Here is a 21727-nt window from a genome sequence, read left to right on the forward strand (position 1 = left end):
ACTAAAACACTAGAATACAAATAATTAAAAGACAAAAAAAATCCATCTGTAATAAAATTGACCCCACTCAAATAGCTGGAAATCTTTGATTTTCTTGCGCCATAAAACAGTCTAAAAATTAAAAACCCTTTGCGCCTTTGCGATAACCAACAAAACAATCATGAAGCAAAGAATATATAAAATTACGTCATTATTATTCGGTATCATGCTGCTTACCGGATGTCACTCACAAGATAAAGCCCAAAAGGCAACTGTAAAACCAGACAAAAAAGTAACGCACATCTACCTCATTGGAGATTCCACAATGGCCGATTATACGGGGAATTATGATCCCGGAAAAGATTATATGAAAGTAAGATTCCCCATTACAGGTTGGGGACAGGTTTTTCAGCCTTTCTTTATGAAAGACAGTCTTTCCTCTCTGAAACCTGCTATTACAAGTGATTCTGTAGCAGTTATTGACAGGGCTCATGGTGGAAGAAGTACCCGTACATTTTTCCAGGAAGGAAGGTGGCGCTATGTATATGAAAACCTTCAGCCTAAAGACTATGTGATCATGCAGTTTGGGCATAATGACGGCTCAGAAAAACATCCTGAACGCTATGTCAATATTCAGGGATACAAAGAATTTGTAAGACTTTTTGTGACTCAGACAAGAGAAAAAGGAGGAAATCCCGTTATTGTAACACCCGTAGCAAGAAATTATCCCTGGAAGAACGGAAAACTTGAAAATGCACATGGTGAATACTGGCAGGCTCCCATTGATGTTGCCAAAGAAATGAATGTTCCTTATATCGATTTGAACAAGCTATCCATGGAATATTTTACCGCAAAAGGACAGGATTTCACGACTCAACATTATTTCATGAATCTGCCTGAGAATGTATATGAAGCCTATCCAAAAGGACAGAAAGATAATACCCATTTTCAGCCGGAAGGAGCAAAAGTGGTTGCATCGCTCGTTTATAAAGAATTTAAAAACTTAATTAAAACTCAAAAAAAATAACATGAAGAAGTCTCTTATGATTATCGGTTTTGCCGCAGTAATGATGTTTTCCGGGCATACATTTGCCCAGAATCTGGATATTTATAAAAACATTGAGTTTAGCATGCCTCAGGTAGCAGAAACTTCTTTTCCTGCCAATACTGTAAGCATCACACAATTTGGTGGAGTTTCCGGTGGAAATGTAAAAAATACACAAGCTTTCAAAAAAGCAATTGACGAACTCAGCAAAAAAGGAGGCGGAAAGCTGGTAGTCCCCAGAGGAATGTGGTTAACCGGGCCTATTGAACTGAAAAGCAATATCAATCTTCACACAGAAGAAGGGGCATTTATTATTTTCAGCAAAGATAAAAGTGATTATCCTTTGGTAGACGTCAGTTTCGAAGGATTGAATACGGTCCGCTGCCAGTCTCCTATTTCCGCAAAAAATGCTACCAATATTGCCATTACAGGAAAAGGTGTCATTGACGGAAGCGGAGACGCTTGGAGAGCCATCAAAAAAAGTAAAGTTGCAGAATCTGAATGGAAAGAAATCATCAAATCCGGAGGAATACTATCTTCTGACGGCAAAAACTGGTATCCGTCAGAAAGCTATAAAAAAGGATTGGAAAGCAGCTCAAGCTTTAATGTTCCTGATAAAATATCCAAAGATGAACTGGCCAGTGTGAAAGACTTTCTGCGTCCGGTGATGGTAAGTCTGGTAGGTTGTGACAAAGTGTTGTTAGATGGTCCTACTTTCCAGAATTCCCCGGCGTGGAATCTACATCCGCTCATGTGTTCCAATGTGATTTTAAGAAATCTGACCGTAAGAAACCCGTGGTTCTCGCAAAATGGAGACGGTGTCGATCTGGAATCCTGCAAAAATGTGCTGATTCATGATAATACTTTCGATGTTGGAGATGATGCTATCTGTATCAAATCAGGGAAAAATGAAGACGGAAGAAAAAGAGGAATGCCTACAGAAAATGTCATCATTAAAAATAATATCGTATATCATGGTCACGGAGGATTTGTCGTAGGAAGTGAAATGTCTGGTGGAGCGAGAAACATCCATGTCTCCGACTGTACTTTTATCGGAACAGATATCGGCCTTCGTTTTAAAACCACTCGTGGAAGAGGAGGTATTGTTGAAAATATCTATATCAAAAATATTGATATGATTAATATTCCCACACAAACCATCGGGTTCAATATGTTTTATGAAGGTGCTTCCCCGGTTTTAGAGGACGGACAGAAACAGGAAGGAAACAAAACTCCTGAAAAAGTATATCCAGTTACAGAAGAAACCCCGATTTTCAGAAATATTTACTTTAAAAACATCAACGCAGTCAACTCTTACGAAGCGATTACCTTATTCGGTTTAGCAGAAATGAACCTGAAGAATATCGTTATTGAAGATTCAAAGTTTGATACCAAAAAAGCATTGACCATTGTAGATGCAGACGGCATTCAATTAAAAAATGTAACCCTGAAATATTCTGAAGGTATAGGAGCAACGGTTTATAACAGTAAAAACATCAATCTTTCTACTGTAAAATTTGAAACATCCAATAAACCTTATATCAAGGTTTTAGGAAACAAAACAGGCGCTGTGCTATTGCCAAAAGAAGTAACGGTAGATAAAACGGCCTTTTCTATCGGTAATGAAGTTGCTAAAAATACAGTAAAATAAAAACAATTCCTCAAGCGAATGATTTTTAATAAAAGACATACTTATATTTCTATTTTCTTCGTAGGGACGATGGCATTCGGGCAAACTAGCAGACCGAATGCTTCTCCTTACACCAACGAAGGTACTTTTGAAAAACTAAAGAAAAAGCATCCATTCATTACCCCTATTGATCGTCCGGTTCCACAAAATATAGGAATAGACAAGGATGTAGAATATGTTGATATCAATGGTATCGCATTAAAAGCAGATGTCTACTCCCCTCTTGATCCTTCAAAAAAATATCCAGGAATTGCAATGGTTCACGGTGGAGGATGGATCTCCGGAAGCAAAGAAAATGAGAAATACATGGCGATGGAACTCGCTTCCAAAGGTTTTGTAGTGATCGCTATTGGTTATCGTTTAGCGGATGCAGCAAAATACCCCGCTGGGGTTGAAGACATTGAAACCGGTATTGAATGGCTGAGAAAAAACCATCATAAATACTCTTTAGACAAAAAGAAAATAGCTGTATTAGGAGAGTCTGCCGGAGCACAGATCGCAACATTGGTAGGCGTTAAAGCCAAAAACAAAATAAAAGCCATCATTAATGTAGATGGAATTGTTTCTTTTATACATCCGGAAGCCGAAGAAAGCACTTACGCGTCCTATTGGCTGGGTGGTGACAGAGATACAAATTTAAAAAACTGGACAGAAGCTTCCCCTTTGGAATATATTGATAAAAATACACCTCCTACCCTTTTCATCAACAGTTCTCAACCGAGGTTTCATGCAGGAAGAGACGATATGATGAAAAAACTGAAAGCTTATCATATTCCAACAGAGTTTCATGAAATTAAAGACTCTCCGCATTCCTTCTGGTCGGCCGAGCCATGGTTTACAGAAACATTGAATTATACTGTTAAATTTTTAAACAAAATTTTAAGATAAAGCTTACCTAATTTCATGAAAAAAACACTCTTACTTCTCTTTATTTCAATAACCCAATTTTTATGGGCGACAAATGAGCCTTATATTAAAATAAAGGTTGCTCAGGATGGCAGCGGTGATTTCACCACTATTCAGAAAGCCATCAATTCTGTAAGAGATCTGGGGCCTTCAGAAGCGTTAATTCTGATTAAATCCGGAACTTATCATGAAAAAATAGTCATTCCTTCTTCCAAACACAAAATTACACTGGAAGGCGAAAATAAAGACAACACCATCATTACCAACAATGATTTCTCTGGAAAATCTGATTCTTTCAATGAAAAAATGACTACGTTCAACTCCTATACGGTTTTGGTGATGGGCGATGATATTACCATCCGCAATCTGACCGTTCAGAACAGCTCATGCAATGAAGGTCAGGCCGTTTCACTTCATGTAGAAGGAGATCGCTTTGTGATGAAAAATTCTGCCATCTTAGGTTGCCAGGACACGCTTTACTCTGCAACCAATCACAGCAGACAATATTTTGAAAACTGCTTTATAGAAGGAACTACCGACTTTATTTTCGGGCAGGCAACTGCTGTTTTTAAAAACTGCATCATTAAAAGTTTAGCAGATTCCTACATCACGGCTTCAGCCACTGAAGCTGACAAAAAATATGGGCTTGTATTTTTGGACTGTCAACTGATCGCTAAAGAAGGGATTACCAAAGTTTATCTCGGAAGACCCTGGAGGCCTTATGCGAAGACCGTTTTCATCAATACAGACATGGGAAAACATATTATTGCAGAAGGTTGGAATCCCTGGAAGGGAGATCAGATGTTTCCTGATAAAGAAAAAACCGCTTATTATGCCGAATATGGAAGTAAAGGTGAAGGAGGAAATACCTCAAAAAGAGCTGAATGGTCTCATCAGCTGACAAAAAACGATCTCAAAAACTACACCCTAGAGAAAATATTTAACTGGATTCCAGACTATTAAACCATAGAGCAAACACGTAAAGTTTTGGTTCTGCAAATAATCAACAACGACCTACATCCGATCGAAATAGGAATATGGAGCGTTAAAAAAATTAATGCTGTGAACGTTAAAAAAATTCTACTGTCTGAGTGCGACAACAATAATGAACCGAAGAACAAGCACTCAATCCGCACGAGTTTTAGAATTTTTAGAGAACAGAATTAATTTTTAGCCGAAGATTCCAGGTCTTGAACTTTTGGTTCTTTAGTTTTAAGACAAAAGAACTTAATAAATAAATTAAAATGAATAAAAGCAATACAACCCGATCAGTTGGCAAATATCGAATAACGACCTACATCCGATCGACATAGGAATATGGAGCGTTAAAAAAATGAATTCTGTGAACGGTAAAAAATTCTACTGTCTGAGTGCGACAACAATAATGAACCGAAGAACAAGCACTCAATCCGCACGAGTTTTAGAATTTTTAGAGAACAGAATTAATTTTTAGCGGAAGAGTCCAGGTCTTGAACTTTTGATTCTTTTGTTTTAAGACAAAAGAACTTAATAAATAAATTAAAATGAATAAGAAACTTACCCTACTTTTTTTCTTTCTGTCCATCATGGCATTAGCACAAAAGCCAACCTTATTCCTGATCGGAGATTCAACCATGGCTAATAAAGAAAATCCCGACAAAAACCCCGAACATGGCTGGGGGCAGCTACTTCCCTCCCTTTTAACAACAGGAATAAATATTCAAAACCATGCAACCAATGGACGAAGTTCCAAAAGCTTCAGAACGGAAGGAAGATGGGGCAAAGTGATGAGCCAGCTTAGAAAAGGAGATTTTGTGATCATTCAGTTTGGGCATAATGATCAGAAAGTTAACGATTCAGCCCGCTTTACCAATCCTTTTACTCAATACAGAGCCAATCTTGAAAGATACGTTAATGAAGCAAGGTCTAAAGGAGCAATTCCTATTCTGATGACTCCTATTGTCAGAAGAAATTTTAATGAGAACGGTGTTTTGGTGGATACTCATAAAGACTATCCTCTGGTAGTAAGAATGGTTGCTAACGATCTTAAGGTTCCTTTCGTTGATTTACAGCTACAGACAGAACAGCTGGAGATTTCCTACGGTCCGGAAAATTCAAAAAAACTTCATCTTCACTATAAAAAAGGAGATGATCCTTATTATCCGGATGGAAAAGATGACGACACTCATTTGTCAAAGCTGGGAGCGGAATCTATTGCAAAATTGGTGGTAACTTCTTTGAAAACCATGAAAACCGGGCTGGAAAAATACATGAAGTAAAACAATTATTCACGATATAGAACTTCAATAAAAAATACAATGAATTTTAAAAAGGAACTTTTCTTCGATGGGAATTCTGATTGGGAAGATTTAGGAAATGGAGTTTCCAGGCAGTTTGTGGGGTACAACTCTCAGGTTATGATGGTGATTGTGCGTTTTGAAAAAGATGCAGTCGGGGCTTTGCATCAGCATTTTCATTCCCAGATCACTTATGTTGCTTCAGGGAAATTTGAAGTAACGGTAGATGAGGAAACAAAAATTTTGCAGGAAGGCGACGGATTTTTTGCCCAACCCAATATTTTTCACGGAGTAAAGTGTCTTGAGGAAGGAAAGTTGATTGATTCTTTTACCCCATTCAGAGAGGATTTTATTTCATAGAAATAAAAGATTTTAGAGTTTAAAATCAAAGCTCGTAATACTATCAAACCCGAGATTTTCAAACCTTGGTTATAGTATTGAAAATTTGTTTTTCTATTCATTTTCCCCGTCAAATCTCTTTTGTTTTTACTATCGTTTTGACATTATAGAAACCAACTATATTAATTTTTAAATAAATAATAAAATGCAACCGATTGATCATTTTAAATATTCAATATTATAATTATATAAATATTAATATGTTAAAATATAAAATATTTTACTATTAACTTTATAATTTTACACATGAACAAATCACAAAATATAAACTATGAAAACAACGTTCAAGGCTACCTTCCTTACAGTAGCTCTAAGTTCAGCCTTTGCTTTAACAGGATGTGGCCACGAAGAACTTAGCAATGATCTTGCAGAGCAGGAAACAAGTATTAAAAATTCTCTGGCACAAAAAATTATTCCTTTAGCGGATTGTGTTGCACCGGGATGGGCTTCTCAAAATGGCGGAACTACCGGTGGTGGAACGGCTGCAGAAACAACAGTTTCCACCTATGCACAGTTAAAGGCAGCTATTGAAAACACTTCGGTAAAAGTGATCAAAGTGACCGGAACCATTACGATTACTACTCGTCTCTCTTTCCAGGATCAAACCGGAAAAACCCTATATGGAGCTCCAGGGGCAAAGCTTGTTTCCACAGACCAAACAAAAGACGGATCAGGAATTATCAATATCAAAAGATGTAACAATATCATCATCCGAAACCTTATTTTTGAAGGACCGGGAGCTTATGATACAGATGGCTGGGACAACGCTATTCTTGACGATTGCCGAAATGTATGGATTGACCATTGTGAATTTAGAGATGGAGTTGACGGAAATTTTGATTTCAAAAACAAATCCGACTACATTACCGTATCCTACACAAAATTCCATTATCTGAAAGCTCCCAAACCAGGAGGTTCAGGAGGAACAGATGATCACAGATTCTCAAATCTTATCGGATCAAGTGATACTGCTACAGCAGATGCAGGAAAACTCAACATCACTTTTGTACGTTGCTGGTGGGCACCGGGATGTAGAGAGCGTATGCCTAGAGTAAGATTTGGGAAAATTCATATCCTGAACAGTTATTTCAACAGTTCTGTAAGTAATAAATGTATTGCTGCAGGGGTTCAGGCTAATATTTTGGTAGAGAGAAATGTTTTTGAAAACGTGAAAGAACCTATCAACCTGATGAGCGGGTTCACCGCCGTTACCCAAACAGGAAGCAGCTTTATCAATGTTACCGGAAACACTGCAGGAAGCGGAACAGCCTTCACTCCACCGTATAGCATTGCTAAGTTAAACGTGGGCGATGTAAAAGCGGATGTAACGGCCAACGCAGGAGCAACATTGGGCGGAAATGTCTGCGATGCTTTTTAACAGAAAACTTTAATAATAATAGTAGGAATAGAAGGAGGGTATCTCAGCAATGAGGTGCTCTCTTTTCTATTTTTAAAAACTTACAATATAGAATGATCATATTTTGAGTAATAGATTTTGGCTAAAGCCAATGGAAAAGGACAAAAATGAAAGAATGGGCTAAAGCCCATTTCTATTGAATATTTATAGGAATATTTAATTTTTAGTGATTAATACCCTCTAAGATCAGACCTTTTATACAAGCTCTAACATAAAAACTCCTGTATCCAAGGCTAAAAAATAGCCGAAATCTTTGATTCTGTTGCGCCTTACATTATACATAAAGAATAAAAAACTTTGCGCCTTTGCGATTCTCCAACAAAAAAACAAGTTGGAAAATCGCAAAGACGCAATATTTTATATTAAAAACAGCTCAAAGATGCAAAGATTTTATCTCCAATAAAATTGAACACTGTATAAAATAAGTTACCACAAATAATAAGAAATTATTCTATGATTCTATTCTTTTCCAACCACTTCGGATACTCTTTCGCAATAAGTTTTTCAGCAAAATCCCCAAACCAGTTGTAGCCGTTTCTTCTTTCTTCTGAAACTTCGTTATAATTATACTTTATACTTCCATCACGATCTCCGAACAGCGGTCTGTTGGTATGAATATCATAAAATCTCGCCCAGATTACCGAATTTTTATCCTCTGCAAGAACCCGTACTGACTTTCCGTTCTGTTTGACTACATTGTAACTGTAGCCTTCAATTTTGTTATGTTTGAACCATTGTACCGCAGATTTTACAGATTTTTCAATTTCCGGAGTTAAAGGCTGAAGCATTAAAAACCTTATCACACCTACAGATTCTGCGGTTGCCAATGAGATCGGTTCAAAAGCTCTTGCCTTGTCAGGCTGTAGAGTAATTTCATGATACTGATCTGCCCAGATAGAAGGATCTCCTTTCTGAAGCACCTGCGTTTTTAAAATGCATTTGATCCCTTTCTGAACCGCTATTTTTGATTTTTCCTTTAATAAAGGGGAAACCACATCAAAGTTATTCTTTCCTTCCGCAGTGTTATAAAGAACAGTCAAAGCATTGATCATTGCATTATCATTGTATGTCACCTGCTTTCTGTACAGTCCTGTGTTTGGATAATATTGAGGGAAACCACCATTCTCATACTGCATCAGAAGCAGATAACTGATACCTCTTTCTGCAGCTTTTAAGTATTCCGGATTTTTTGTGGTGGAATAGGCTTTAATCAATCCATTGATTTCTCTGGAAGTGGCATTATTATCAATGGTTGCATGATCATCTCCCGTAGATTTTATCTTTCTTAGAAGACTTTTGTCGATCGGAAGATTATAATTGACGGTTGACTTATCTTCAAGCTGTTTTCCCCAGCCTCCATTGGGAAGTTGATACATCAGCATTTTCTCCGCTAATGTATCCTTTACCTGCGCTGAAAAACTAACTGCGATCAACCCTAATGTGAATGTGTATATTTTTAGATTCATGTTTATTATTTAGAAATTAAATTTTAAAAGAACGTTTTATCTGCCACAACTAATCCTCTCCGACAAGATAACGCTCCTACTCTCCTACCTTTACCTGTAACGGCTTGTCAATACGCCTCGCCTGCTTCTGAAGGATCTTTTCCCAATCTTTCTGGGTTTGAACCTGACCACTTTTCTGCCACGCAAATCCCGCATAATAAGTGAGTGTTTTACGAGGTCGGGTTATGACGTATAAATTGCTTTCATCAGGAACATGAGAAGTAAAAGCGATTGATTTTTCAACTATTTTCGGGTCTACAACAATTCCTTCACCAACAAAGGCATCATCTATTTTTTCCCAGTGAAGGTAATAGCCTTGTTGATCATTCAGCTGTGTTTGTCCTTCGTTTTTATGCAGTGTAATTCCAATTGTATAGTTGGGAACCGGTTTTTCTGATTCAAAAGTGGATTCAAATTTTGAAAAATTAGACCCAAGATCTAAGGAAATTCTTTTGGTTTCTTTCACTCCATACTCACTCCACGGATGATAAGTAAGTTCAAAAACAGTTCTCAAAGGGCCTTCAGCAATGGTTCTGGAGTGTACAAAGTTTTGTGAGACCTGCAATTTATTATCTGCCCAGATTCCTATTCCTCCTGTTCCGCGGCTGTTTCCTACATGATAGGGATCGTAACCTTCTCCTCTTGTATCTTTGTGGTAGTACATTGGATCTGTGAGATATCCTTTATACCATTTATTGATAACAGGCTGATCGGTTCTTTTCAGCCAGATATCGACTCCGCTTGAAAGGGTGCTGCTTTTTATTCCCTGCAATGCTTCCTGCTGTCCTTTCGGACCATATACCCTGAAGGCAATTTTATCATTTTCCCAGGCATAATCGTCTACTCTTTCCGGGACAAGCCTTGAATAGGTTGAAACATTACTTTCCGGAATTTTAGAATTTCCATCTGTTATAATGACGTATGTATTTGTTTTTTTAGCATCGATATGTACCTGAAAGAGTAATTCTTCACTTATCCCGTCCCCGTCATAGTCTATCCATTGAATCGGAAGTAATTTTCCACTTGAATCCTTAATTCTAAGTTCCTTTTCACTGTGTTTAGATAAAAAGGACTGTAATTGAGTAGCCTGAATAGTCACCACTTCAGTTCTTGAAAAATCTAAAGGATTGGTCACCTTAGCGTATTGCTGAGCTGATAAAAAGCCCGAACTAATGCAACCGATTGCACAAATTAATCCAATAAAGCTTGTTTTTGTTATCAACATAATTTTATTCAATGAGTTAATGTTCCAAAAATATAAATAATTTGGCAATAAATCGTCGATGATGAATGAAGTTATTCAAACTTTTCATTTTTCTGTTGACAAGTCTCAAATACATTTGGTTTTCATCAATTATTCCGCGTTTTATACGTTGACGTTTGACTGATTATATTGATTTTGAAATGAGATCCGCCATGATTTTTGGATGATGGTTAATAAAAAAGTGATTCCCTTCTAAATGATAGTATTCCAATTTTCCTTCGGTATAGTTTTTCCAGTTGCCAATCTGAGAGGCTGCAGGTTCTTCGGTTCCCATAACAGCGATAAGAGGGGACTTGATTTTATCTTTCATATCATGATTAATCAAAGAATCAAGCACTTTAAAATCAGCTCTGAGGATAGGTTCATTGTATCGGAAAAGCTCTTCGTTTTCTATAAAACCTTCCGGTATTCCTCCTATATTAAGGAGTCTTTGGATAAAATCTTTCTCAGACAGCTCATGAGCCGATTGAAAAACCTCAGATCGCCTGACATGAGGCTCGGGAACTCCACTTACAATGAGACGGGCCGGACTTTTCTTCGCTTTTTCCAGACGGTAGGTAATCCAATATCCTAAAATAGCTCCAAGGCTGTGGCCGTAGATAACATCCTGATCAGGCTCTATTTCTGAACTGATCTGACGGTAAAAATCTCCCATGGCATCAAAGAAAGATCCTAAAAGTGGTTCTTTAATACGCTTTCCCCTTCCGGGAAGCTCCAGAGGCCTTACTTCAAAGTCTTTGAGATAAGGCATCATCAATTGATAAGAATAACGGTTTCCTCCTACAAAAGGCAGCATAAATAAACGTTTTTTCCGTTCCGATTGTAAAGATGACGGTTGTTTTGATTCCCGTTTTTTCTGGTGTACATTATGATCTGCCTGAATATCTGCTGCCATTTTTGTCAAAAAGTGCCCTCCTATTTCATCAAAACGGTCTACTCCTTTATTAATGAGCCATGAAACAGAATCTGTCCATAGAACAGGATTACAGATCTGGCTGCTGAGAATTTCAGCAATGTGTCCTTGTACATAGGGTTCTGCGCTCGTATTGGCAATCACTGGAATCTGCATAGAAGAAAAACTAAATTGTTCCAAAAAAGAAGCAAATTTCTCTGAAGCTCCAATCATATATCTTGAATGAAAGGCTGCACTTACATTCAGCTGAATTGTTTTTATTCCGGCTTTCTCAAAGGACTGAACAGCCTTTATTATCGTATCCACCGGACCTGCAATAACGGTCTGCATGGGAGTATTAAAATTGGCAATATCAATATCAGTATATCCCTCTTGTTTCAGGATGTGTTGTATGTTCTGAATATCTGTTCCCAAGATGACAGCCATTCCGCCTCCTTCGGCTTCTGCCATCAGCTCTCCTCTTTTTTTAACCAGTCTTACACCGGTTTCAAAATCGAAAACTCCGGAAGACAGCAGTGCATTATATTCCCCTAAGCTATGGCCGATCAGGTAATCTGGAGATCCGTATTCTTTTATTTTCTCTTTATATTTCAATGCATTGACGATAAAAAGAGCAGGCTGTGTAAACTGAGTCAGGTTCAATTTTTTATCAACATCTTCTAAGCACAGTTTACGGAGGTCATATTCTAAAATTTCAGATGCAGCCGATGTTTCTGCCGGATACAGATCAAAAACATCTTTCCCCATTCCTTTGAACTGAGATCCCTGTCCGGGGAACATGATAGTCTTCATAATAATATTAATTAAAAACTTTATTCTATTATATTGAGTTCTGACCAGTAAAATTAGAACTCATGTTCTATTCATAGCCATTCTATTGAGAAACTCCCACTGTTATTTCCTCTTCAATAAATCCTGCCAGTGCTTCAATCGTGGTATACTCATACAGAATATTGAAATCAATCTTTATTTCCAGTGCTGTATTGATGTTTCTGATCAGTTCAAATCCGGAGACGGAATCCAGCCCGAATTCAAAAAAATCAGTTTCAGGATCCAATTCCTCTATAGACTTGTTGATGGTCTTTGATATAATTGCCACGAGTTTAGTTTTTGTTTCTTCTTTTGAATTTCCATTGATGCTAGAAAAATCATCTTTTTTCTGTTCAGAAGGCCAATATCTTTTTCTTTCAAACGGATAGGTAGGCAGTTTGATTTTTTGGGGAAGACTGTCTTTGTATAACTTCCTCCAGTCAAACCTCATCCCAAGACTCCACAAACTGGCAAGTTGTCGGTAGGCGGAGCTTTTTAATAATCCGAGTTTGGTATTTTCATCAAAGGTTTCATTCAGCATTTTTAAGGAAGCTTTTCCCTGAACTGTATTTCCATTGAATTCACTGGTTCCGTTTTCCAGATAATCAGCTATTTGTATTGTAAGATGGCCCAGATTTTCTGCAATCCAGGAAACACGCTCTTCCAGATGTTCCCGTCCTATCTGGAGGGTATAGGCAATGGAATGCAGCTTTTCTGAAGGGTTGCGCTGAATGTGTTCGTAAAGTTTTCGGGCATATTCTTTCAGTCTTTCTTTATTTTTTGCAGATAAAAGAATCACGGCAGGGTGTGTAGTATCGTATTGAGCTCCCAGCTGAGGATATTCTTCAATAATAACATGGGCATTGGAACCTCCGAATCCAAAACTGCTGACTCCTGCTATTCTGGAAAGTTCAGAATCATGTTTCCAGGGCTTGGTATCCTGCAGAAGGTAAAATGGACTTTCTTTAATGTGAAGGTAAGGATTAGGGCGGACCAGATGAGGATTTCCGGGAAGTATTTTATGGTGCATGGCCATCAGTACTTTAATCACTCCGGCAACTCCTGATGCTGATTCGGCATGTCCTATATTGGCTTTAATGCTACCGATGCCACAAAAAGCCGGTTCCGGTTGATTGATATTTTTTTCTTCGAATAAGTGCTTAAAAGCATTTTTCAGGGCTTCTATTTCTATCGGATCACCTAATGGTGTTCCGGTACCATGGGCTTCAATGAGACTTACTCGTGATGGATCAATTCCTGCATTGCGGTAAGCCTGAACCAATAAATCTTTCTGAGCTTTTGGATTAGGAGCGGTTAAAGAACTGGCTCTTCCGCCATGGTTTTCTTCACTTCCCCTGATGAGCCCGTAAATCCGGTCTCCGTCTTTTTGAGCCTGATGCAGAGATTTTAGAATAATCACTCCAACGCCTTCGGAACGTACATAGCCATCTGCCCTTTCATCAAAAGACCAGCATCGGCCTGTCTCGCTCAGCATTCCGCCGTTGCTTATCATCAGTGTAGTTTCCGGGATGAGAGTCGCATTCACTCCTCCTGCAATCGCCATTATACATTCTTTGGACCTGATTGCCTCAGCCGCTCTGTGGATGGCAATAAGTGCGCTTGAACAAGCCGTTTTCACAGGTTCACTGGGGCCACGCAGATCCAGCAGATAAGAAATTCTATTGGCAAGAATAGTGTCTGAATTTACAACCGTATAAGCATGCTTTGACAGTTCAGGGTATCTGCGGAGCATCAGGGCATAGTCGTTGTTCATTACTCCGATATATACTCCTGTTTCACTGCCTTTTAACTGAGATGGGGTTATTCCTGCGTCTTCTAATGCGGTATAAACCGTTTCAAGGGTTATACGCTGCTGGGGATCCATGATTTCTGCTTCTTTGGGATTGATATTAAAATAATCGGCATCAAATTGGTCTATATTATTAATAAACCCACCCCATTTGGCTTTGGTCTTATCCAGAGCTTCGCCTGTTTTTCCATAGTATTTTTTCCAGTCCCATCTTTCTTCCGGTATTTCTGATATGGCATCCCGGTTATTTTTTATGATCTCCCAAAGTTCATCTACATTATCTGCCCCGGGAAAACGCCCTGCCATGCCTATTATAGCGACTACATAGTCGTCTTTTGGATCATCTTCCGGGATTTTACTTTCAGAAATTCCGGGATCAACTGCTTGGATGTATAATGAATCGTGTGTAGACTGAGATAAGTTCTGAACAGGTGTTTTTCCATGTTTATCGATTATTTTTTGGTGATGAACGTCGCATAAGAAATCTGCCATATCACTTATGGTAAGAAAATTATAAAAAATACTGGAAGGTTCATCAATGTTATAATATTCATTCAGATCATTGGTGAATTTTACCAGAAGATAGGAGGAGAATCCATAGTTTCTTAATTCCGATTCAGGGCTTAATTCTTCTTTATCATAGTTCAAAATACTACAAACCAAAGAAATAAGATAGTCTTCTGTTTTCTTTTTTATCCAAACCATATCCACCGCAGGTGCTTTTTCCTGGAATGAGGCATCTGCTGTTTTCTCTTCTTTCCATTCAAATTCTTTATTTCCATACACAGCCACTCCCTGATCTATATTGTAAAATAATAAAGTCTCTACTGCGGAAATTCCTTCTGAAGAAGGCATAGGCAGCATTCCCCATTTTTTTTCCAATATCTGGGCAGCAGCGTCATCAATATGCATTCCTCCATCTTTCCATAGCGGCCAGTTGACACTGATGGATCTTCCGGATCTGTTTCCTGTTCTAACCTTTTCATTTCTATCGGCAGCAAAGGCGTCCATCCATGAGTTTGCGGAAGCATAATCTGCCTGGCCGATATTTCCGGCAATCGCTGCTAAAGAGGAAAATAGAATAAAGAAGTCGAGTTTTTCATTCTGTGTTGCCTGATCCAGATTCTGCGTCCCTTGAATTTTAGGAGCAAAGACTTTATTGATTTCTTCCCATGTTTTATTGACAATATAACTGTCCTGGATAACTCCTGCTCCATGAATAACCCCGGTTATTTTTCCGAACCGGTCTTTTATTCTCCGGATAAGGCTTTCTGTTTCAGTTCCGCTTGAAACATCACAGGTGAAATAATGTATATTCGGTCTGGAAGTAGTTATTTTTTCTTCCGGTGTTCTTCCAGTAATAATGATCTGAACATCCTCGGTATGAGCGAGGTATTCTGAGAATATTTTTCCAATTCCCCCTGCACCGCCGGTAATCAGATAGACTCCTCCGGGCCGGGCAATGGAAGTTGAGTGATCATGATGATTTATAGGAATCAGTTTTTTAATCCATCTTTCATTTTTGATAATTTTCACTTCCACCTCATCGCATCCTGTTTCACGTTCAATATTTTGTATAAGATGATAGCCGTTTTCTCCTGCCGTCCATTGATCTGCTCCTATTATAACACCTGAGAAATAGGGATTTTCTAAATGCATTGTTTTCAAGAGTCCTGACAAATAAGAGTAGGTCTGAGATTCTTCATTATGGTAAATGATGAGTACTTTTCCTTTTTTTATCTTTTTAATTTCATTTAAAATAAATATGAAAAAGGCTTCTGTATCGGCTTCAGGGATTAAGATAACCTCGGCGGATACGTTCTGTTTAAGAATGGTTGCCCACCCTTCAGTTTTTGAACCGCATAAAAAGATATGACTGAATTTCTTATTTTTATTTTCATTAAATTCTACAGGGGAAAGCTCCCATTTATAATTGTATAACCGGGTTCTGATATTGTTTTGCTGTTCCGTGCTGGCCATTGTTTTTTCTTTAAAAGATTCTTCGTTTCCCGTTAATTGGGATGGATAACTGATGGTTTGATCTATTGAAATGTCTTCCTTCAACATTAAAGTATCCGGATTTTGATTCTGATCCTGTTTTTTTACTCCCTGAAACCAATGCCGTTTTCTGTAAAAAGGATAAGAAGGAAGACTTATCTTAACCGGAAATCCCTGAGGATAGACTCTTTTCCAGTCTATATGAAATTTATTAACCCATGCCTGAGCCAATACTTCCAGATCATGATGATGCAAAGCTGCTGAAACCTGAGCTTCATTATAATGTTCTGTTGTTTTAAATATACCCTGCTTTTTCCCTTCTAAATAGTTTTCAAGCATCACCCGTAATGAATTCTGATCTTCAGCAATGAAGGCGATTCTTTCTTCCATAGACTCTCTCCCGGTCTGTAAGGTGAAAGCGATATTATAAAAATGGTCTTCCGGATTTTGCTGTATGTGAAAGAGTAAGTCTTCTGCCCGTTTATACAGGCGGTCTTTATCTTTCGCGGAAAGAGGAATAATCATTTTTCCAAGTTCCGGCTGTTTGTTGGCTTTGTTTTGAGGATATTCTTCCAGGATAATATGTGCGTTGACGCCTCCAAAACCAAAACTGCTTACTCCTGCTATTCTTGGAAGATTGTTTTTCGTAATCCAGGGTTGGGTTTGTTTTAAAAGATAAAAAGGACTTCCATCCAGTCTAAGATTTGGATTGGCCGTTTTCAGCATCGGGTTTCCTGGCAGTATTTTATACTTCATGGCTAATAAAACTTTAATAATCCCTGCCATCCCTGCCGCAGATTCTAAATGACCAATATTTGACTTTACTGAACCTATGGCACAGTTTGGAGCAGATGGATTTTCCTTTTCCCAATCTTTATAAAGGGTATCAAATGCCATTTTAAGTCCTTCAATTTCTATGGGATCCCCTAAAGGAGTTCCTGTTCCGTGTGCTTCTATATAAGTAACGGAATCCGGATCTATCTCTGCCGCTCTGTAAGCTTTTAGCAGAAGATCACGTTGTGCTAAAGGATTGGGAGAAGTCAGTGTATTGGCTCTTCCACCGTGATTTTCTGCGGTACCCCGGATCAGGGCATAGATATGATCATTATCTTTCCGGGCCTGGCCTAATGTTTTTAAAATGACCACTCCCACGCCTTCCGATCTTATATAACCATCCGCTGAGGCATCAAATGATCTGCAGTTCCCTCCTTCGCTCAACATTCCGGCATTGCTTGCAGAGAGCGTTGTATCTGAGGAAAGCAATGCATTTACTCCACCTGCTATGGCCATTTTGCAACGGCCTTTACGAATGCTTTCTACGGCCCTGCGAATCGCAATAAGAGAACTGGAGCAGGCGGTGTCAATAGGTTCGCTGGGACCATGTATATCCAGTAAGTAAGAAATTCTGTTTGCCAGAATAGAATGGATGGTTCCGCTGGCAACCTGCCCCTGGATGCACACGTCTTCATAATCATGAAACAGCTTTGCATAATCGTTACTGAAAGCGCCTACAAATACTCCTGTATCTGATCCTTTGAGTGCTGACGGAACAATACCGCCATCTTCCAGTGCTGCATAGACTGCTTCTATAAAAATTCTCTGCTGAGGATCCATTAATGCTGCTTCTGCAGGAGAAATTCCAAAAAATAAAGCATCAAATTTATCTATATCGGAAATAAAACCACCCCATTTGGTTTTTGTCTTATTAGGCTCAATGGAAGGATCTCCATATATTTCCTTCCAATCCCAGCGGTCCGGAGGTACTTCTGTGATCATATTTTTTTCGTCCTTTATTTTCTCCCAGAAATCATTTACATTTTCACATCCGGGGAAACGGCCTGAAATTCCAACAATAGCAATAAGATCATCTGAATAGTCTTTACCTTTTTCAGAATGATGTTCTCCAGGAGCCTGATCTGCTTCGAAAAGACTTTCTGTAATGTCCTGATCGCCTTTCTGAAATTCATTGGGATGGTTTTCTTCCAGAAAGTCTGTCAGTTCATCTATGGTCGAATAACTGTAAAACAGAGCTGGAGTAAGGGTTACTTTATAAAAGGTATTAATCTTGTCTGCCAGAAGGATCAGCATTCCGGAATCAAAACCATAATTCATCAGATCTTCACCTGCCTTAATGTTTTCTTTTTCAAATTTCACAATATCTGCCACAAATTCACGGATGGTATCTACAGTAAGATCTCTTGTCGGTTTTTGTTGGGAAGGCAATATTTTTTTTTCTATGAAAGTATTTTCATGTTTTGGGACAGGAATATGATTGATTTTTTGCTGGATAGCTGACAGAACAAATTCCTTAATAGAACATAGTACAGTACCTGATGCTGAAATAACATCAATATCAAAGGTTGAAATTTTTTCACCGACATTCTGATTGTTTTTTCTGACATGGGTATACACCGTTTCTTCCAGATCTTCATAAAAAGTAATTTCTCCCAGTTGAAAAGGGACCATAAGCATAGATTCTCCATTGGCAATTCTTCCTCCTGTACAGCATTGTAATACTGAATCCAGCAGGCCTATCTTCCATTTCATTTCTGAAGTATCAGACAAAGAAATTTTCCCCAACATTTCAGATTCATTATAAAATAATTTTTCAATCCCTCTAAAATCATGACCATAGTCAAAGCCTACCTTTGAAAAGGATTCATAACAGGTCTCTTTGCTCCAGAAATGAACGAATCTGTTGATTAGATCCTGCAAATTGATCTTTCCGGCAGGTTTTTGTTGTCCCAGGCTTACGATTCCTTTTGATTTCAGAGTATTTCCATTATTTCCGGATACGATTTCATAATCAATACGGTTTTCATAAGGTTTCAGCTTAATTGTAACTTCTTCTCCGGGATGTATAGGAGCTATCCAGTTACTATTTTTTATTTCATATACTTTTTTATCCTGGCTCAATTCTGTTGCCGCTCTTATCATTTCAAGATAGGCTACACCGGGAAGAATTAGGATTCCATTCACCTTGTGTCCGGAAAAGAAAAATTCGCTGCCCGTAAAGCTACTGGTAAACTGCTGGCCAGAAAAGCCGGAGGTATTATGATGCACCAGCGGGTGCAGCTGAGTTATTTCATTTTTCTCAGCTTCTTTAGCCCAATAGGTATCTTTTGCAAAAGGATATCCGGGAAGACTTATTTTTGATGGGGTATTTCCTGTGTACAGAAGGTTCCAGTCTATTGGTACATCGTTCATCCACAATTTTGCCAGCTGAAGCCAATTTCTTTCCGATATTGCCTGAGATCGTATTTCATCATTAATCTCAATATCCAGACTGACTTCCTGCGGATTGTGATCCTCTGCCAGTTTTCTGCTCAATTCTGTAATACTGCCGGCAATAATATACCTTTTTTCGTTCATATGATTCCTCCCGGTCTGGAGGGTAAAAGCGATATCATGAAGATTGATATCAGGGGAAGAATCTATATGTTTTTTAAGATTTCCAGCAGTTTCTTTAAGTCTTTCTTTATTTTGTGCGGATAAGAGAATGAGAGCGGGACCTTCTGATTGATAAGGTTCTTTGGGTACCGTATATTCTTCCAAAATAGCAAAAACATTAGTTCCGCTGAATCCGAAGCTGCTCACTGTTCCTCTTCTCGGTGTCTGTCCGTTCTCTATCCATGGTTCAAGGACTGTTTGTACTTTAAAAGGACTTTCTGTAAGATTAATGAGAGAATTCGGGGAATGAAAATTAAGACTGGGTACCAATGCTTTATGCTTTAGAGACAAAATCATCTTGACAACTCCGGATACTCCTGCTGCCATGATAGAATGACCTAAATTGGTTTTAACGCTTCCCAAGCTGCAAAAGTTTTTTTTCGGGGTACAAGCTTTGAATACCTTATCCAGGGCTTCAAACTCTACAGGATCACCAAGCCGGGTTCCCGTACCATGGGCTTCTACATTTCCTATGGTTTCGGGATTAATCTGATATTTTTCAAATGCTTCCCTCATTAATTTTTGTTGGGCAAGACCACTGGGTGCTGTAATTCCATTTGTAGAACCGTCCTGATTGGTATAGGTTCCTTTGATAACGGCATGAATCCGGTCTCCGTCTCTTTCTGCATCTTTGAGCCGTTTCAGAATGAGTACTCCCGCAGCTTCGCCCGGCACGAAACCGTTAGCCCTTTCATCAAATGTATAGCATTGCCCGTCAGGAGACAGCATTTTGGCTCTGGAAGCTCTGTTATAAAAAAAATGTCTTGATGAAATCCAGATTCCTCCCGCAATCGCCATGTCACTTTCTCCTGATTTTAAGCTGCTGCAGGCAAGATGAATAGTCGTCAAAGAACTTGAACACGCTGTATCTACTGCTACTGCCGGGCCTTTTGTATCAAGAAAATAAGAGATTCTTGCAGGAAGAATAGCGGGATCATTTCCCCACCAGGAAGAAGCTACTTCCGACTCCTGACCTATATAATCACTCTGTGCTGACGTTGCGAATACGCCACATCTTAAGGATTTAAGAGATTCCGGCTGTACACCTGCATCTTCTAAAGCCCGCCAGCTTTCTTCTAAAAAAATTCTGTGCTGGGGATCCATGACCTCTGCATCTCTGCCTGAAATTCTGAAAAAAGAAGGATCAAACTGATCAATATTCCGCAGAAATGATCCCCATTTAGAATACGTTTTCCATGCATCTTTTTTATCTGCCGAAAAGAATTTATCGGTACTCCATCTTGCAGGTGGAACTTCTTCTATCAGACTTTTACCTTCTTTTAAAACAGTCCAGAATTCATCTATATTCTCTGCGGATCCGAATCTGCCGCTCATTCCTATAACGGCTATAGGTTCTTCATACACATCTTTGTTTTCATTACTTTTATTTTCCCTTGAGAAATCGCGTTGAGGGCTAAGGCTTCCTGTTTCTGAAATCCTCTTTGCTACTTCCGCCGCTAAAGCAGAAACTGTCGGGAAGCTAAAGAAATCCGGAATTGTTATGGTAACAGAATAGATTTCATTGATCTGTTCTATATATTGATTGATCAGCAATCCCCGTAATCCATATTCTGAAAAAGGAGAATCTTCGTGAATTTCTGACAATGATTTATTAACGATTTCAGCTGCTGTTTTTTTCAAAACTGCTTTTATTTCATGATAAGCTGAGCGATTATTATCCATTTTGTTTTCATTTAAGAGGTTAGAATATATTTTGCCTATGAAGACAGGAAACCACACCTCTACACATTGTAAAAGTGAACCAATAAGCGTAAATGATTATTTAAGTGATATCCTTTAAAAATTGAATAATAGGTTCAGGAGCTGAACAATAGTTTATAGATCCGGCTATGGAGCTGAGAAAAATATCAGTTAAGTATAAAGTGGGAGTTTTCATATTTCTACATTTGGTGATGTAAATATAGGTAAAATATTAAAAACCAGATCATAACTATTTATCCTTGACAATTATTTAATAAAGATATTTAAACAATTTTGCTTATACTTTTAAAGAAGGAAAGGTAAAATATGTTGGATGGCTAAAAAACAAATGAGACTAAAATTTCCGTAATGGGAATATAATATAGGTACAGAGCAGCCTTTATACTATCAATTTAAGCACTAATATGCATATAAACAATACATAATATTCCGTTTACCAGAACCAGTTGATGACTATATTCATCTAATTTCTGAATCCTTTTGTAAACAAATTATTCCTTAACCCAGATGCGAATTAAGGAATAAAAATTGAAAACCGGGTTA

General features: G+C 38.3%; 11 protein-coding genes. 7 read left to right on the plus strand and 4 right to left on the minus strand.

What is annotated here, in order from left to right; translation table 11 throughout:
* The first annotated feature begins 160 nt into the window (after positions 1-160).
* From ACQ76T_RS08890 to ACQ76T_RS08920, 7 genes are all read left to right on the plus strand, one after another.
* Positions 161-1006, plus strand: coding sequence for a rhamnogalacturonan acetylesterase (locus tag ACQ76T_RS08890; protein WP_431342948.1), 846 nt, complete (start codon positions 161-163; stop codon positions 1004-1006).
* A gap of 1 nt (position 1007) precedes the next feature.
* The gene (locus ACQ76T_RS08895) at positions 1008-2675 is read left to right on the plus strand and encodes a glycoside hydrolase family 28 protein (RefSeq protein ID WP_431342949.1); all 1668 of its coding nucleotides are present in this window, start codon (positions 1008-1010) and stop codon (positions 2673-2675) included.
* Positions 2676-2693: 18 nt separating this feature from the next.
* Positions 2694-3602 carry an alpha/beta hydrolase gene (locus ACQ76T_RS08900; RefSeq protein ID WP_431342950.1) on the plus strand — a complete coding sequence of 303 codons (909 nt, stop codon included), beginning with the start codon at positions 2694-2696 and terminating at the stop codon, positions 3600-3602.
* Positions 3603-3617: 15 nt separating this feature from the next.
* Positions 3618-4583: a pectinesterase family protein gene (locus tag ACQ76T_RS08905; RefSeq protein ID WP_431342951.1), complete on the plus strand. Its 966-nt coding sequence runs from the start codon at positions 3618-3620 to the stop codon at positions 4581-4583.
* A 560-nt stretch (positions 4584-5143) separates the two neighbouring features.
* Positions 5144-5878, plus strand: a complete 735-nt coding sequence (locus tag ACQ76T_RS08910) for a rhamnogalacturonan acetylesterase (RefSeq protein WP_431342952.1) — start codon at positions 5144-5146, stop codon at positions 5876-5878.
* A 39-nt stretch (positions 5879-5917) separates the two neighbouring features.
* On the plus strand, positions 5918-6256 hold the full coding sequence (locus ACQ76T_RS08915; RefSeq protein ID WP_431342953.1) for a cupin domain-containing protein: 339 nt from the start codon (positions 5918-5920) through the stop codon (positions 6254-6256).
* 310 nt (positions 6257-6566) lie between these two features.
* The gene (locus ACQ76T_RS08920) at positions 6567-7673 is read left to right on the plus strand and encodes a pectate lyase family protein (protein ID WP_431342954.1); all 1107 of its coding nucleotides are present in this window, start codon (positions 6567-6569) and stop codon (positions 7671-7673) included.
* A gap of 485 nt (positions 7674-8158) precedes the next feature.
* On the opposite strand, the gene pelA is transcribed toward ACQ76T_RS08920, so the two are convergent.
* The 4 genes from pelA to ACQ76T_RS08940 form a co-directional block, all read right to left on the minus strand.
* Positions 8159-9178, minus strand: coding sequence for a pectate lyase (gene pelA, locus ACQ76T_RS08925; protein WP_431342955.1), 1020 nt, complete (start codon positions 9176-9178; stop codon positions 8159-8161).
* A 76-nt stretch (positions 9179-9254) separates the two neighbouring features.
* On the minus strand, positions 9255-10442 hold the full coding sequence (locus tag ACQ76T_RS08930) for a DUF4861 domain-containing protein (RefSeq protein WP_431342956.1): 1188 nt from the start codon (positions 10440-10442) through the stop codon (positions 9255-9257).
* A 163-nt stretch (positions 10443-10605) separates the two neighbouring features.
* Positions 10606-12186, minus strand: coding sequence for an ACP S-malonyltransferase (fabD, locus tag ACQ76T_RS08935; protein WP_431342957.1), 1581 nt, complete (start codon positions 12184-12186; stop codon positions 10606-10608).
* Positions 12187-12268: 82 nt separating this feature from the next.
* Positions 12269-21145: an SDR family NAD(P)-dependent oxidoreductase gene (locus ACQ76T_RS08940; protein ID WP_431342958.1), complete on the minus strand. Its 8877-nt coding sequence runs from the start codon at positions 21143-21145 to the stop codon at positions 12269-12271.
* Positions 21146-21727 lie beyond the last annotated feature (582 nt).

The sequence above is a fragment of the Chryseobacterium sp. JK1 genome, from assembly GCF_050632815.1.
Taxonomy (GTDB): Bacteria; Bacteroidota; Bacteroidia; order Flavobacteriales; family Weeksellaceae; genus Chryseobacterium.

Bases quoted from the DNA above. Each gene is read 5' to 3' on its own strand.
- ACQ76T_RS08905 (WP_431342951.1), top strand. From the start codon at position 3,618: ATGAAAAAAACACTCTTACTTCTCTTTATTTCAATAACCCAATTTTTA.
- ACQ76T_RS08895 (WP_431342949.1), top strand. From the start codon at position 1,008: ATGAAGAAGTCTCTTATGATTATCGGTTTTGCCGCAGTAATGATGTTT.
- ACQ76T_RS08920 (WP_431342954.1), top strand. From the start codon at position 6,567: ATGAAAACAACGTTCAAGGCTACCTTCCTTACAGTAGCTCTAAGTTCA.
- ACQ76T_RS08915 (WP_431342953.1), top strand. From the start codon at position 5,918: ATGAATTTTAAAAAGGAACTTTTCTTCGATGGGAATTCTGATTGGGAA.
- pelA (WP_431342955.1), bottom strand. From the start codon at position 9,178: ATGAATCTAAAAATATACACATTCACATTAGGGTTGATCGCAGTTAGT.
- ACQ76T_RS08910 (WP_431342952.1), top strand. From the start codon at position 5,144: ATGAATAAGAAACTTACCCTACTTTTTTTCTTTCTGTCCATCATGGCA.
- ACQ76T_RS08890 (WP_431342948.1), top strand. From the start codon at position 161: ATGAAGCAAAGAATATATAAAATTACGTCATTATTATTCGGTATCATG.
- ACQ76T_RS08940 (WP_431342958.1), bottom strand. From the start codon at position 21,145: ATGGATAATAATCGCTCAGCTTATCATGAAATAAAAGCAGTTTTGAAA.
- ACQ76T_RS08900 (WP_431342950.1), top strand. From the start codon at position 2,694: ATGATTTTTAATAAAAGACATACTTATATTTCTATTTTCTTCGTAGGG.
- fabD (WP_431342957.1), bottom strand. From the start codon at position 12,186: ATGAAGACTATCATGTTCCCCGGACAGGGATCTCAGTTCAAAGGAATG.
- ACQ76T_RS08930 (WP_431342956.1), bottom strand. From the start codon at position 10,442: ATGTTGATAACAAAAACAAGCTTTATTGGATTAATTTGTGCAATCGGT.